Raw genomic sequence first — 15,050 nt, 5'->3', positions numbered from 1 at the left:
CTCACTTCACATGACCTGTGCCCCCGGTGAATCAGCATTATGTCTGGAATATCTCCACCGTATGATTTTGTCCGTCATCGAAGAGAGGGATCCTGTCATCCGGCAGCGTGACGCCATCCAGGATTACCCGATACGGCCCGCCATCACCCGAAACGGTTATCTGATAATGACTTTGACCATTCTGGTAGCGGATGCTGAGCGACGGCCAGTTTTGGGGAAGTTGGACATGCACCGTGAAGGCTGACGCGTAACGTCTGATCCCCAGAAGCTCTTCGGTCAGCAGGCGGTATGCCCAGCCCGCGGAGCCCGTATACCAGCTCCAGCCCGCACGTCCGCGGTGCGGATCAACGCTGTAGACATCGGCGCTCATCACGTAAGGCTCGGCTTTATATGTCTCAATAGCGCTGGCGGTTAGGGTGTGATTGACCGGGTTGATCAGGTTCCACAGCTGCCAGGTGCGTTCGGTATTGCCCATGCGCGCAAAAGCCATCACTGCCCAAATGGCGCCGTGGGTGTACTGCCCACCGTTTTCACGCACGCCCGGCAGATACCCTTGAATGTAGCCCGGATTCGGGCCGTGCCCATCGAACGGCGGGGTGAGCAGTTTAATCAGCCCGGCGTCGTCATCGACCAGGTGCGTATCCAGCGCGCTCATGGCCTGACGGCTCCGTTCCTGACTCGCAGCCCCGGACAACACGGACCAGCTTTGGGCAATCGCATCAATCCGACACTCCTGCGAGGCGTGAGACCCCAGCGGGGTGCCATCGTCAAAATATCCGCGCCGGTACCAGTCGCCATCCCAGCCAGCGGTTTCCAGGCTCTGCCGCAAACGTGCGGCTGCGCTCCGGCAAAGGTCGCTGATGCTGGCATCCTGACGTTTGTCGGCCAGCGAGGCAAAGCGCTCTAATATGTCGTACAGGAAGAACCCGAGCCACACGCTTTCACCTTTGTCGTCGATTCCCACTCGGTTCATACCGTCATTCCAGTCGCCCGCGCCCATCAGCGGCAGGCCATGCTGCCCAAAACGCAGGCCGTATTTGAGCGCTTTGACGCAGTGCTGCCACAGGGGTTCCTGGAGATCGCTGATAACCGGCTGTTCGTACACCGACTCTTCGCCTGCCTGTAGCGAACGTCCTTCCAGATACGCAATACGCTGCTCGAGGATTGCGGTGTCGCCGGTGGTTTCCACATAATGACAGACCGCCAGCGGCAGCCAGAGATAGTCGTCAGAACAGCGGGTGCGCACGCCGTTGCCATGTGGCGGATGCCACCAGTGCTGGACATCGCCTTCGACAAACTGGCGCGACGCGCACAGCACTATCTGATCGCGAAGCCGTTCTGGCGCGGCGTGGCTGAGGGCGAGGGTGTCCTGGAGCTGATCGCGGAAGCCAAATGCGCCGCCGGACTGATAGTAGCCGCTGCGTGCCAGCAGGCGACAGGCAATGGTCTGATACAACAGCCAACCGTTAACCAGTAAATTCACGCTGGTATCCGGCGTAGTAACGACCAGTTTATCCAGCAGGTTGTGCCACATTTGGTGGACCTGGTTCAGTTCATTTCGCGCCGCGTCTTCATTCAGATAACGGCTGAGCAGCGCCTGCGCCTGGGCCTGATCTTCCCCCACACCGAGCACGAAAATAAACGTGGTCTGGTCGCCGTCGATAAGCTTAGTCGCCGATTGCACTGCACCACAGGGATCGAGTCCGGCCCCGGTTTTGTTCGACAGCCAGCGTAAATTCATCGCGGCCGGTTTTTCCAGAGAACCATTTCGCCCGATAAATTCACGCCGATCGCCCGTCAGCGAGCAGTGCACGCCGCTGACGGCAAAAAAGGCCGTGCGACCGCCACCGTCCGCGCCGTAAAAGTTATTCGCCATCACGCCGCAGCCGCCGCTCACGCTGGCTTCATGGGTGACAATATGCAGAGTAGAGCGGGTGCGTGACTCGCCGAGAGTCCATTCTGCAAACCCGGTGACCGAGAGTTTACGCGGGCGACCGGAGTTGTTGCTGAGCGTCAGAATAGCCAATTTAACCGGGGCTTCTTCGGCCACCAAAATGGTCAACTCACTGTCGATACCGCTCTCGCGATGGGCGAATACGCTGTAACCAAATCCATGGCGGGAGAGATAATCCCCTTCGCCGCGCACCGGCAGGGTGGTCGGCGACCAGTACACGCCGCTCTCTTCATCACGCAGATAAAACGCTTCGCCGCTGCGATCGCTGATCGGATCGTTTTCCCACGGTGTGAGTCGGTATTCATGCGCGTTCTCATACCAGCTGTAGGCCTGGCCCGCCTCAGACAGCACGCTGCCGAACCGGGCATTTGCCAGCACATTTGACCACGGTGCAGGCGTCGGTTGATTCTCCCGGAGTACAATTTGGTATTCGCGGCCATCCTGCGAAAATCCGCCGTGACCGTTGAAATGCAATAGCTGGCTGGTGTCGGGCGACCACGGAATATGCAGGTTGTCGCCAGGGCCCACCTGCGGCACGAACGGTCTCGGGAGCGCTTTTAAGGTATGAATACGTTGATCGAGCTGTTCATTCAGACTGCCCGAGCGGTCATCGAGATACAGATGCGCCACGCTCATCAACAGCAGCTTGTCTTCAGCTGACAGGAGCTCGCCGTTGCGCACAAAAATCCCGCCGGATTTATCCAACTGGCTGGCTTCCGACCCGGCGTAAATCAAATCCATTATCGTGTTTTGCAATCCCTGCTGATAACCTCCGGGGCTGTTATTGAGAATAACCAAATCCGCCGCCAGCCCTTTCAGCCGCCAGTATCGGTGCGCCTGAATCAGGGTGGTGACCGAGAGAAGGCTTTCCTCGCTGGTGATGGTGAGCAGCACAATTGGCAGATCGCCGGAAATCGCCCAGCCCCACAAACCGGACTGGCCGCGACGGTTGCGGCTGATATCGCGACTGTCGGCACGCAGTTCCTGGCACGGGTAGATAATGGCGCTGGCAAGACGGTTAAACAGCGCGGCGTCATCTTCGTTAGCGTTGATTTGGCGTAAAACCACCAGGCTGTGCGACCAGGCGAGTTCGAACACGCGATCGGCGATCGGGTGATCACGGTATTTTTCCAGCAGCGCCAGGCTTTGCGCACGGTTTTCACTCACGCCGTACACGATATCGACGGTGACGGACTGGCCCGGTTGCACGGTAATGGTCTGACGGATAGCCAGCATCGGATCCAGCACGGAACCGGAGGTGTTGCTGAGCGGTCCGCTTTGATGAGCCGCCAGCGCGTTGGCCGGGCCTCTGCCGCGCCCGAGGAAATTCGCCCGATCAGTCTCAAACGACACGTCACTTTGGTTTCCGCCATGAACCACCATCATGTGACACAGCCACGGGCTTTTTTCATCCGGCGAGCGAGGCCGACGGTGGCATAGAATGGCGCTTTGCTCGGTAATCAGTTCCGTTTGGATAAACAAATTGCTGAACGCAGGGTGCGCCTGGTCGCTGGTCGCTGGTGCCAGTACCACTTCGGCGTAGGTCGTCAGTTCGAGGGTGCGCGGCTGGCGGCCACGGTTCAGCAGCGTGATGCGGCGCAGTTCAATATCGTCTTCCGGCGACACCACAATCTGCGTTTTGATGCTCAGGTTATCGATGGTGCGCCTGAACTCCGCGCCTGAATCGGTAAAGATAACTTCGTCGTTGCTGTCGATATCGCCGACCGGCTGCCAACTGTTGCTCCACAGCTCGCCGGTGTGCGCATCGCGGATATAGCAGAACGATCCCCAGTTATCGCGGGTGGTATCGCTCCGCCAGCGGGTCAGGGCCAGATCGTTCCAGCGGCTATAGCTGCCGCCGGTATGGGTCATCATCAGGTGATAATGGCTGTTGGACAACAGCTGAACTTCGGGCACCAGGCTGTCCGCGCGGGTAAAGATACGCGGCTCGTAATGCACCGGTTTAACCCGGCCTTCATGCGACTCAAAATGACGGCGAGGACTGTAGAGATCCACCGCATCGGGCACGCGTTCTTGGAGCAGCAAGCTCGCCGACTGAAACGCGGTGCTGGCCATAAACCGGTCGACCATGGGCGCGTCGAGCAGTACGTGCGCCAGCGCCTGAAACGCCATGCCCTGATGATGCGCCATCCATGATTGCACCACGGCATACAGCTGCCCGGTGGCGAGACGCGACGGCGTGTAGTCCAGCGCTTCATAAAACCCGTATTCACCGCGCGCGCCGATTTTCTCCAGACGGGCCAGGTTTTCACAGGCTTTTTGCGGTGAAATCATCAACGCTAATAGCGTGGCGTACGGCGCGACCACCATATCGTCGGCCAGCCCGCGCCGCAGCCCGAGACCGGGCACGCCGAAGGCCTGATACTGATAATTCTGCTGAACGTCAAACGCATGGTAGCCGGACTCGGACACGCCCCACGGCACGCCGCGCTCTTTGCCCCAGTCAATCTGGCGCATGACCGCAGACTGACTCATCTCATCCAGCAGGCTGCCCGGCCAGGTCGGCATCACCAGGTTTGGCATCAGATATTCAAACATCGAACCGCTCCATGACATCAGTGCGGTTTCGTTATCAATGGTGGTGAAAAGCCGCCCAAGCGCGAACCAGCTTTTGAGCGGCAGCTGATTGGTGGCGATGGCGAGGAAACTGGTCAGCCGAATTTCGGACGGCAGCAGGTCATAATGGCTTTTATCCGCCATATTGGTGTCGCAGTTGTAGCCGATGCTGAGGAGGTTGGTCACCTCGCTGTACAGGAAGGTGAAATCCATTTGCGCATGTTCGTTCAGCCGCTGTTCGAGCTCGGTAATGATATCCAGCCGCATACGGGCCAGTGAAATCGCGGAGGCAGGCGGGGAGCCTTCGCCGGAATGCTTCGCCTGCGCCAGCCAGCTCAATGACGGCAGCGTCTGCGCGTCATACGCCGACGTTAACCAGCCGAGCAGGTGCGTCCATTCGTGGCACAGCATCACCAACTGACGCTGAAGGTGTTCAATCCAGCGCACGACCACCGTGTCTTCATGATTACACAGAGCGTGCAGATGATTACTTTGGGTGCGCATCCATTTCAGTTCAGTAAACAGCTCAGCCGGAGCCAGCCCGGCGGCGCTGTGGCAATGCTGACGCAGCAAGCGTAGCCCGGTCGGGGTGCTCTGGCCCCAGTGTTTTTCAAGAATAGACAGCGTATCGTCTATCCCGGCGAGCACTTGTGCGCCGTTTAATATCGGCTGATTGCGCATTGCCGACAGCCCTTCACGCAGGGTCAGTAAATGCCCGGCCATATTGCCGCTGTCGACGCTGGAGACGTAGCGCGGGCTGAGCGGGGCCAGGGTGCGAGTGTCATACCAGTTATACAAATGCCCGCGGAAATGCTCCATTTTATCGAGCGAATCGAGGGTCAGTGTGATGCGTTGCAGCACTTCGCCAATCGGCAGATAGCCAAAATCCCAGGCGGTCAGGTTGGCCATCAGCGACAGGCCAATGTTGGTCGGTGAGGTTCGATGCGCAACAACGGGCTGCGGGATTTCCTGATAGTTATCCGGCGGTAGCCCGTTTTCTTTCGCGTTGGCGAAGGTCTCAAAGAAGGCCCAGATTTCACGGCTGGTCTGGCGTAATAACTGCTTTTGTTCTTTGTTTGGCGAGAACGTTTTAAGCGTAGGCTGGCGGCTCAGCCAACTTAACAGCAGCGGGGCCAGGCACCAGATGATGCCTACGGGCAGCGCAACAGTCGAGAACCACGGCGCAGCGTGCGCGGTGAGCGCCGTTAATGACACACCGGCGACCACGTTCAGCCACATCGCCCGGTAAAAGCGGAGGGGTGACGTTTTGGACAAATCGTTATCCGGGCTAAAACTGACCCACTGACTGAGATTGCGCTGACTGAAGCCCAGTCGCCACAGCGTTACGGCGATGGCGTACAGCGAATACCCGGCCTCGTGCGGCAGAGTGATGAAATTCAGTCCGACGCGGGAAAGACGTTTCAGCGTCCCGGTCATCACCAGCAGCAGGTGCTGGGTTAACAGCCGACGGGCAGGCTTACGCAGCAGATCATGCGTGACCGCCAGCGCCGTGGGCAGCAGCCACACCACCGCCAGCACGCCCAGCCAGTACAGTGGATTGGGCACCCATAGCAGAGTACTAAACAGTAGCGCCAGTAAAGACGGGGCTACCAGGCTACGGCGCAGGTTATCCAGAAGTTTCCAGTAAGAGAGCGCGGATAACGGGTTTTTGTCGTGACTGCCGTCTGCTTTTCGCACCCGCGTTTTGAGCCAGTTCAGCAATTGCCAGTCGCCACGGATCCAGCGCGTGCGCCGCGCCACATCCGATAAATAGTTGTTTGGATACTGCTCATACAATAAGACTTCGCTCAACAGCCCGGAGCGGGCATAGCATCCTTCCAGTAAATCATGGCTGAGGACCAGATTTTCGGGGCAGGTGTTGGCGGTGGCCTGCACAAAGACATCGACGTCATAAATGCCTTTGCCGACAAACGATCCTTCGGCAAACAAATCCTGATAGATATCGGAAGACATCATCGAGTAAGGATTGTTACCCGGAATGCTGCTGCACAAGGCGGCATAACGGCCTTGCCCGTTGCGTGGCATCTCTTCCGCCAGCCCCGGCTGCAAAATGCCGTAGCCTTTCACCACACGCTGACGCGCGGGGTCGTATTCAGGCCGGTTGAGCGGATGCGCCATGGTGGCAACCAGCTTGTGCGCCGTTTCGCGCGGCAGAACGGTATCGCTATCGAGGGTAATCACGTATTTGATGCGTTCGGGGAGCTGTTCGGTAGGCAGGTCCATCGCACTGGAAAACTGCGTGGTGGGGTGGCGTAACCAGCTGTTCAGCAGCGCCAGCTTGCCACGTTTACGCTCATATCCCATCCAGACGCCCTGCGGCGGGTTCCATTCGGGTGCGCGGTGCAGCAGATAAAACCGCGGGCGGTTCGCCGGGTAGCGTCGGTTCAATGTCTGAGTTTGCGAAATGGCCTGTTCGAGCAGGGCGCTGTTATCCGGTGAGTTTTCGTTGACGGAATCAGTGAGGTCGGTCAAGAGCGCAAAACGCAGATGCTCGTGCTGATTGCCCAGCCAGCAGATTTCCAGGCTGGTGAGCAGTTTGGTGATGTTTTCAGGGCTGGTCAGCAGGCATGGAATGACCACCAGGGTCGCCGATTCCGGCGGTATCCCCGCAGAAAAATCCATGCGGGGCAGCGGGCGTGGATGACGAAAGCGAGTGGTCGTTTCGCTGAGCAGATCGCTCACCAGCTGACTGATCGCCACGACTAGCGGCACTGTTAGCAGCATAAGCAGTCCGTTCATGCCTGACAGCGCCGTGTCGTGCATGATCGCCGCCGTTGCTGCCGTCGTCAAAAGACTCAAACTGCCAAGCCAGGAAAGCAGCGGGATTTGGTTGAAGCTGTGGCGCAAGCGAATAAAGCGCGAGGTGTCCGCTGCTAGCTCCATTTCGAGCTGCTGACGTCCGTCGCCCATCAGCCAATAGCCAATGTGATGGCCTGGGGTTTCTGGCGCATTTTGGGCGGCGAGGGTCAAAACGTGTTGCGCGACGGCAGGCTCACTGGTGCGGCTGCCTCGGGCAAGAATTTCAATCACATGGCGGTAGTGATCGCGGGTATCAAAATGCATCAGCGGATACACACCCGCCGGGTCGAGGCGCAGCGTTTGTTCCACCACGCTCATTGCTTCGGCGAATTCTGCCCAGTTGGTTTCACTCAATAACCGCAAACCGGCAATGCTGTTGCTCACCGAAATCTGACTGGTTGCCAGCTGTTGATTGAAACGATAAATGAGGGCTTCGGTGGTCACGCCCTGTTCGGCAAGACGCTGCTCAATCCAGGTGAGCGGTAGCGCCAGCATATTGCCGCGGCCCTGAAGGCGGCGCACCAGTTCAGCGACAAACGCGCTGCTGAGCGGGGGACGCGAGCGCGCCATATCGGCAATGACCAAAATCACATCGGCAGGGGCGTTTTCTGCGCATTCAAAAATGCGCGTCACCCAGCTATCGGCCAGATTGCGTTCCTGTTGGGCTTTCACCACATCGATGCTGACGCGGCGCAGATTTTCAATTAACGCCAGGCGCATCATGCCCGGCAGCGCCCAGACTTCGCCTAAGGTCAGTTGGGTATGTTGCTGATAGGCACTGATGTAGATAGTCAGGCTGGCCGGGTCCCAGCGTCCGTCGCCGTGAGCGATCGCTTCGGCGGCAATATCGTAAATGCGTGGGCAGTTGTGCGGTGAAGCCAGCGCTGGCAGGCCTTTGCCGAAGTTTTTCGGCAGATGTTGCCGGACGAGACGGATTTGCTCTTCGATCAGATAGTAATTATCCAGCAGCCATTCCCCGGCGGGCATGATGCTGGCCTTTTTACCGGCGTTCAGCGCGTAGCAGTTTTGCGTAATGATGGCTTCGTTGTCGCTCAGGCGCTTGAGCAGGTAATACGGCAATTTATCCGCTGATAATTTATGCGAGCGGGCGAGTTTTTTGCCGAAGCGCTCCATCTGGGCTGAAGAAAAGAGTTCAGCCCGCAGGCTATTTTCACCGGCGGGATCGTTGGCCGGGAACGGGACGTGTTCGGGCGCGTTGACCAGGGGCAGGGAGCGGCTCAGCCACCCTTTTGGATTCATTTTCATAGCGTTGCTCTGATGCGACATGAACGCGCAGGAGCAGTTGCGAAATCAGTTCAGAAACGTTCTCTCAAGATGGGCGTGAGGCATCGGGGATTTAACAGCTGCCGGAATAACACTTAAGTATAGAACACCGACGTTGAGCCGGAATGCACTTCAGGAATCGGCGCGGGATGGCAAACTGATCAATATTTCCCGGGCAGAGCATCGTGTGCGTGAGACGAACTTTTGAGAAAGGGGGCTGTGATTTGAAGCCACAATCAGGGGAAGTGACGGTGGTCTCTAACGACGAAGTTTTATCCTATCACGAAGTAGTCGAATAGCATGCGAACAATCGCCGGGACGACTTCGTGCCTGTTCAGGACTAAATTGGGTGCATAACTGACACCTTTTCGCTATCACCTTCAATTTTATACGACAAGTCATTTGCATTTCTTCCTGTTGAAACAAATAATTACCCGACTAAGTTGGTTGGGTTTATTGGAACAAGGGGATCCCATGAAGTTTCCTGTATCGTCTATCTGTTTTGCGCTGGCGCTGAGTGGCGTTTCTTCTCTTTCCTTTGCGGCCGACGTTCCGCAGGGAACCGTTCTGGCGCAGCAGCAGGTGCTGGTTCGTCACATTAAAGATGAGCCTGCGTCGCTGGATCCGGCGAAGGCGGTGGGATTACCGGAAATTCAGGTGATCCGCGACCTGTTTGAAGGCCTGGTGAACCAGGACGGGAAGGGCAATATTATCCCGGGCGTCGCAACCCAATGGCAGACCAACGATAACCGCACCTGGACTTTCACGTTGCGTGATGATGCGAAATGGTCCGACGGCACACCGGTTACCGCCCAGGACTTTGTTTATAGCTGGCAGCGTCTGGTTGACCCTAAAACGACCTCGCCGTTTGCCTGGTTCGCCGCGCTGGCGGGCATTACCCATGCGCAGGATATTATCGATGGCAAAGCGACGCCGGATAAACTCGGCGTTACCGCCGTCGATGCCAAAACTCTGCGCGTGCAACTGGATAAACCGCTGCCATGGTTCGTGAACCTGACCGCCAACTTCTCCCTCTATCCGGTGCAAAAAGCCAACGTCGAGAGCGATCCTAACTGGACCCGTCCTGGCAAGCTGATTGGCAATGGTGCCTACGTGCTGAAAGAGCGCGTGGTCAATGAAAAGCTGGTGGTTGTGCCAAACGCAAACTACTGGGATAACGCCAAAACCGTCATCAAGCAGGTGACATTTGTGCCGATTAATCAGGAATCGAACGCCACGAAACGCTATCAGGCGGGCGATATTGATATCACCGAATCTTTCCCAAAAAATCAGTACAAACAGCTGCTGAAAGAGATCCCAGGCCAGGTCTATACGCCGCCGCAGTTGGGTACGTATTACTACGCGTTTAACACCCAAAAAGGTCCAACCGCAGATTCTCGCGTGCGTCTGGCGTTGAGCATGACCATTGATCGTCGCATTATGGCGGACAAAGTGCTCGGCACCGGCGAGAAACCAGCCTGGCACTTTACCCCGGACGTGACGTCTGGCTTTACACCGCAGCCAACGGCCGCGGAAAAAATGAGTCAGGAAGAGCTGAATGCGCAGGCGAAAACGCTGCTAACGGCCGCAGGCTATGGACCGGGGCGTCCGCTGAAACTGACGCTGCTGTACAACACTTCTGAAAACCATCAGAAAATCGCCATCGCGGTGGCGTCGATGTGGAAGAAGAATCTGGGCGTTGATGTGAAGTTGCAGAACCAGGAGTGGAAAACCTATATCGACAGCCGTAACACCGGCAACTTTGACGTGATCCGCGCCTCCTGGGTTGGGGATTACAATGAGCCGTCAACCTTCCTGTCGCTGCTGACCTCTACCCACAGCGGAAACATTTCCCGCTTTAACGATCCGGCGTACGACAAAGTTATCAACAAGGCGACGCAGGAAACGACCGAAAAAGCGCGTAATGACGACTATAACGAAGCCGAGAAAATCCTTGCCGCTCAGGCACCGATTGCGCCAATTTATCAGTACACCAACGGGCGTCTGATTAAACCGTGGCTGAAAGGCTACCCAATCGATAACCCGGAAGACGTGGCGTACAGCCGCACGATGTACATTATCAAGCATTAATTTCCCTTCGTAAAAAACAGCAGGCGCGATTTCACTCGCGCCTGCTGCCTTTCTGATATCGCTTAACATCGTGACGTATTACGCCAGATTTTGCGGAAAATCAGCCGGTAATTCGCTGGCGGCACAGGCAATGACGCTGTCGTTATCCGCTCCGCAGTCTCGCACAAAGGTGATGGTGGCGAATTCATCAATTACCTCGGTCGGGTAGGCGGGACCGGCATCACGATAAGATTCCATCAGCGGAATGTGATCGTTCTGGAAACAGACTGTTTTTTCCGGATTATTGATCACCCAACGTGGGAAGAAGATGGTGCCGTGGAACAGTTTTTCGCCGAGATTCACTATCAGGCTGACGTCAGTTCCGGTTGGCTCCGTCCAGGAAATTTTGTAGGTGCTTTCGCCAACGCGAACAATCCAGGCTTGCTGATCTTTCACCCAGCGATTTCCCACCAGGCCACTGTGAATACGGTAATCCAGCGTCTGGCCATTCTTCACATAAATCTCGTAATTCCAGCCATTATCATAGGTATACACCAGATGTTTACCGATAAAACCGCTTAAATCATGTCTGTCGAATGTGCTCATATTGTGCTCCTTCTTAAGTTGAGATTATCTTAATCCTTTAAAATATGGATGAATAACGCTAATTTAAGATGATAATCATTCGATTTTTAGATTAATCATGCAAAAAACAACTCTCGAACAATGGGCGATTCTGGAAAAAGTGGTGGATCTGGGGAGTTTCGCCCGTGCGGCTGATGCCCTGCATCGTAGCCAGTCATCGGTCAGCTATAACCTGTCGCTTTTGCAGGAGCGTCTCGGCGTTACGTTGCTGATTCCGCAAGGGCGGCGGGCGGTGTTGACCCCGGCGGGAGAGCAGCTTCTCAATCGGGTCCGACCCTTGCTGAATGCGTTTTCACACGTTGAGATGCGGGCGGCTAATTTGCAGGATGGAATGCGTACCCGCCTGAAGCTGGTGGTAGACAGCATTTTTCCTCGCGGGCGGCTGTTCGCCATCTTGCGCAAATTTCAGCAGGCCTATCCGCGCATACAGGTGCAACTTACTGAGGTGCTGGAGAGTACTCAACAAGATGCGGAGATTTTTACCGAAGCAGATATCTTGATTGTCACCCGTCGCCAGGACGTTAACGGGCGCGGGGAATGGCTGATGAACATTGATTTTGTCGCGGTTGCTCATCCTGAGCATCCACTCTTTGCGACGCCTGCACCGCTGACGGCGGAAATATTGAGCCTCTATCCGTTGATTCGCATGGCTGACAGTCGCGAGAATTCTGTCACCGCCGGTGATGCATGGACATTTTCCACTGTCGATGCGGCCATTGAGGCCGTGATGTCAGAAGTGGGCTACGGATGGCTGCCGCAAGCGCATATCCGTTCGCAGCTTGAAACGGGCAGCCTCAAGGTGTTGCCGCTGAATCATGGTGTTCGTCGGGCGACACCTTTGCACCTCATCGTCAGGGAAGAACTGTTGTCGCCGGATGAGGCGGTAAGCTTCTTTTTGACCCTGATTAAGGAATAATCTAAAACCCTTCCCAGGATGTGGATAAAGGCGCGCCCGCAGACTACGCTTTATGCATATCCTGTATCAGGAGGGGATATGTTGACGCATTCTGAAGCAAAACGATGGGCCGCGATCATGCTGAAATCCGCACTGTGCGATGGTATGAAGGTAGAAGAAATTTTCAGGCAAGTGCATCTGGTGTGCGATAAGCATGGGAAAGAGTGTCTTGAGGAATTAATAGAAGAGATCCTGGTGGAAGCCGGGCGAATCGGGCCTCAGCACAGCGCCGGTGAGTACAAGCACCATTAACGCCAACGTACATCAAAACCGCCTGCGGGCGGTTTTTTTATGTCGCCAGTACTTATTACGGTTTCACGCCTGTTTTTTGTGTACCGCCGTGGTGATGGGCGCGACGGTGCTGTTTTTCGCACTCTCGATTTGTGCCAGCAACTGCGGGATCTCTTTCACCGGCAGGGCTTTGGCAAACAGGAATCCTTGTAAATAGCCGCAGCCGAGGCTGGTCAACAGCTGCTGCTGATCCTGCGTTTCAATGCCTTCGGCCACCACGTTCATGTTCATCGAATGGGCGATATCAATAATCGTGGCGACAATTTTAACGTTCTTGCTGTTGTCGCGAATATCGCGCACAAAGCTTTTATCAATTTTCAACTCCCGCGCAGGCAGGTTTTTCAGGGTTAGCATGTTCGAATAACCGGTACCGAAATCGTCAATAGAAACGGTGATGCCCATCCGGTTGAAGTCGTTAAGAATGTCGATGCTGCGCTCAAGATTGCGCAGGGCGGTACTTTCGGTAAGCTCAATGGTCAGGCGCGACGGTGGCACTGCGTGGCGAGCCAGCGCCCCGCAGATGGTGTCGTAAATATCATATTGCTCGAACTGGGCCGCAGAAAGGTTAATCGACAGACTCCAGTCCTGATGGCCCTGGTCACCCCATTGGCGAAGCTGCATACAGGCCTGATCGATGACCCAATAGCCTACCGGTATGATAAGCCCGGTATTTTCCAGGGTAGACAGAAACACGTCAGGTAGCAGGATGCCCTTCGCCGGATGACGCCAGCGCAGTAGCGCTTCGAAGCCGTAAATACTTTTATTCAACGCATTATACTTGGGCTGATACCACAGCTCGAACTGATCGCGCTCCAGCGCCTGGGTGAGATCCTGTAGAAACTCAGCGCCTTCCCAGGCCTTGTGCACCATATCAGGATGATAAATCGCCCAGCCATTTCGGCTCTGCTGTTTAATGTTGTACATCGCGGTATCGGCCCGCAGCTTCAACTCTTGCAACGTTTTACCGTGCTGCGGGAACAGGCTGACCCCGGCGCTCAGCGACACCTGCAAAATTTGCCCAGCCTCGTAAAACGGACGGCGTACACACTCCACCATGCGTGCCACTAAATCTTCGGCGTCGCCCTGTGTGGCATCCGGCACCAGCAAAATAAACTCATCGCCGCCCAGGCGGGCGAGGGTCATTTTAGGTGAAAGGCAGGCGCTGATACGGTTGGCGACGGACACCAGCAGGTGATCGCCGACGTGGTGTCCCCAGGCGTCATTCACCAGTTTGAAACGGTCGAGATCCATAAAAATCAGGGCAAAAGGCGACTGAGTGACCTGTGATTGCTGCAGGCAGGCTTCGAGACGTAAATCAATTTGGCTGCGGTTTGCCAGACCGGTCAGGCCATCAAAACGTGCCTGCTGCTCCAGTTGTTGGTTGAGCTGCTGTAGATTTTCCGTCAGGCGGTTGGTTCGCAGCTGTGAATCGACCATCGAGATGATCAGCATCACGCCGAGAATGGCGAGAGTCGTGGCCGATACCCAGATGGACAACCCGAGTTCGCTCACGCCCCCCGTCATGGCCATATTGTGGCCCTGATCCTGGAATTCTGCCGCACTCATGCCGGTGTAGTGCATGGCCGCGATGGCGATGCCCATCACAACCGCCGCGGTCAGACGATTAATCAACGCCCCTTTGTTGTTGAGGCGCAGACTGAACGCCAGCCACAGGCCAACGCCGGAGGCGACAATGGCGATAATGATCGACAGCACGACCAGGACGTAATTCCAGCTAAGGTTGTCCTGCATCATCAGGGCAGCCATGCCGACATAATGCATGATAACCACCCCGCTGCTGAGAATGGCGGTGGCGAGGCACAGGCGTTTGAGTGATAACACATTGCCAGTAACGGCAATATTGATAGATAAGGTGGCGGCAACGACGGCCACCAGCAATGACACTGCGGTTATCGTAAAATCGTAATGCATCATCATCGGCATTTTCATCGCCAGCATGCCAATAAAATGCATCGACCAGATCCCAATTCCCAGCGTTGATCCGCCAGCAAGTCGCCAGAAAAGGGCAGCTTTTTTATTGGATGCAGCAATTTTGGCTGCGCTGTCCAGCGCCACAAATGACGCAATAAAGGCGACTAAAAAGGAAATACCGACCAGAACCGGGTCCCACGAAACGTACAGCATCATGCAATCCACTTCTTTTTAAGATTGTTAAAGTAATGTAACAGCAAATCATCAGGCGATGCTAATGAAATAAAGGAGAAGAAATGCCGTATTTCTTTTGATTGATTCAGCGGTTTCGAATTTTTACTAAAAGGTAAAAAAGAACGCGCAGAAAACAGGCTAAGACTTAAGTATTACTTAAGTGTCGTATAGCGCCAGTGAAATGAAGTGCGTTTTGTGCGGGTGGATGGGCGATAAACTATCGCGTTATTGACATGAAATGTTAATTTTAAGAATAATAAACTGAAAAGTCGGCAGTGGGTTAGATAA

General features: G+C 55.6%; 6 protein-coding genes. 3 read left to right on the top strand and 3 right to left on the bottom strand.

Translation table 11 applies throughout. The features are described 5' to 3' along the window. Nucleotides 1-37: 37 nt before the first annotated feature. Nucleotides 38-8,617: a glycoside hydrolase family 94 protein gene (locus tag A8O29_RS12820; protein WP_125353917.1), complete on the bottom strand. Its 8,580-nt coding sequence runs from the start codon at nucleotides 8,615-8,617 to the stop codon at nucleotides 38-40. A 492-nt stretch (nucleotides 8,618-9,109) separates the two neighbouring features. On the opposite strand from A8O29_RS12820, the gene A8O29_RS12815 reads away from it, so the two are divergent. Next, nucleotides 9,110-10,726, top strand: a complete 1,617-nt coding sequence (locus tag A8O29_RS12815) for a peptide ABC transporter substrate-binding protein (RefSeq protein WP_125353918.1) — start codon at nucleotides 9,110-9,112, stop codon at nucleotides 10,724-10,726. Between the two features lie 78 nt (nucleotides 10,727-10,804). On the opposite strand, the gene A8O29_RS12810 is transcribed toward A8O29_RS12815, so the two are convergent. After that, nucleotides 10,805-11,311 (bottom strand): phenolic acid decarboxylase, encoded by a 507-nt coding sequence (locus tag A8O29_RS12810; protein WP_125353919.1) that lies wholly within the window; start codon nucleotides 11,309-11,311, stop codon nucleotides 10,805-10,807. Nucleotides 11,312-11,408: 97 nt separating this feature from the next. Between A8O29_RS12810 and A8O29_RS12805 the strand changes: the two genes are divergently transcribed. Together A8O29_RS12805 and A8O29_RS12800 are read left to right on the top strand one after the other, a co-directional pair. Beyond that, a complete protein-coding gene (locus tag A8O29_RS12805; protein ID WP_125353920.1) occupies nucleotides 11,409-12,266 on the top strand; it encodes a LysR family transcriptional regulator in 858 nt (285 codons plus the stop codon). A gap of 78 nt (nucleotides 12,267-12,344) precedes the next feature. Next, the gene (locus A8O29_RS12800; protein ID WP_110507980.1) at nucleotides 12,345-12,557 is read left to right on the top strand and encodes a hypothetical protein; all 213 of its coding nucleotides are present in this window, start codon (nucleotides 12,345-12,347) and stop codon (nucleotides 12,555-12,557) included. Between the two features lie 63 nt (nucleotides 12,558-12,620). Here the strand turns inward: A8O29_RS12800 and A8O29_RS12795 are convergent, their stop codons facing one another. Then, nucleotides 12,621-14,741, bottom strand: a complete 2,121-nt coding sequence (locus A8O29_RS12795) for a putative bifunctional diguanylate cyclase/phosphodiesterase (RefSeq protein WP_174081431.1) — start codon at nucleotides 14,739-14,741, stop codon at nucleotides 12,621-12,623. Between the last annotated feature and the right edge of the window lie 309 nt (nucleotides 14,742-15,050).

The organism is Scandinavium goeteborgense, from assembly GCF_003935895.2.
Lineage (GTDB): Bacteria > Pseudomonadota > Gammaproteobacteria > Enterobacterales > Enterobacteriaceae > Scandinavium > Scandinavium goeteborgense.
This window is presented reverse-complemented; position numbering and strand designations above follow the sequence as displayed.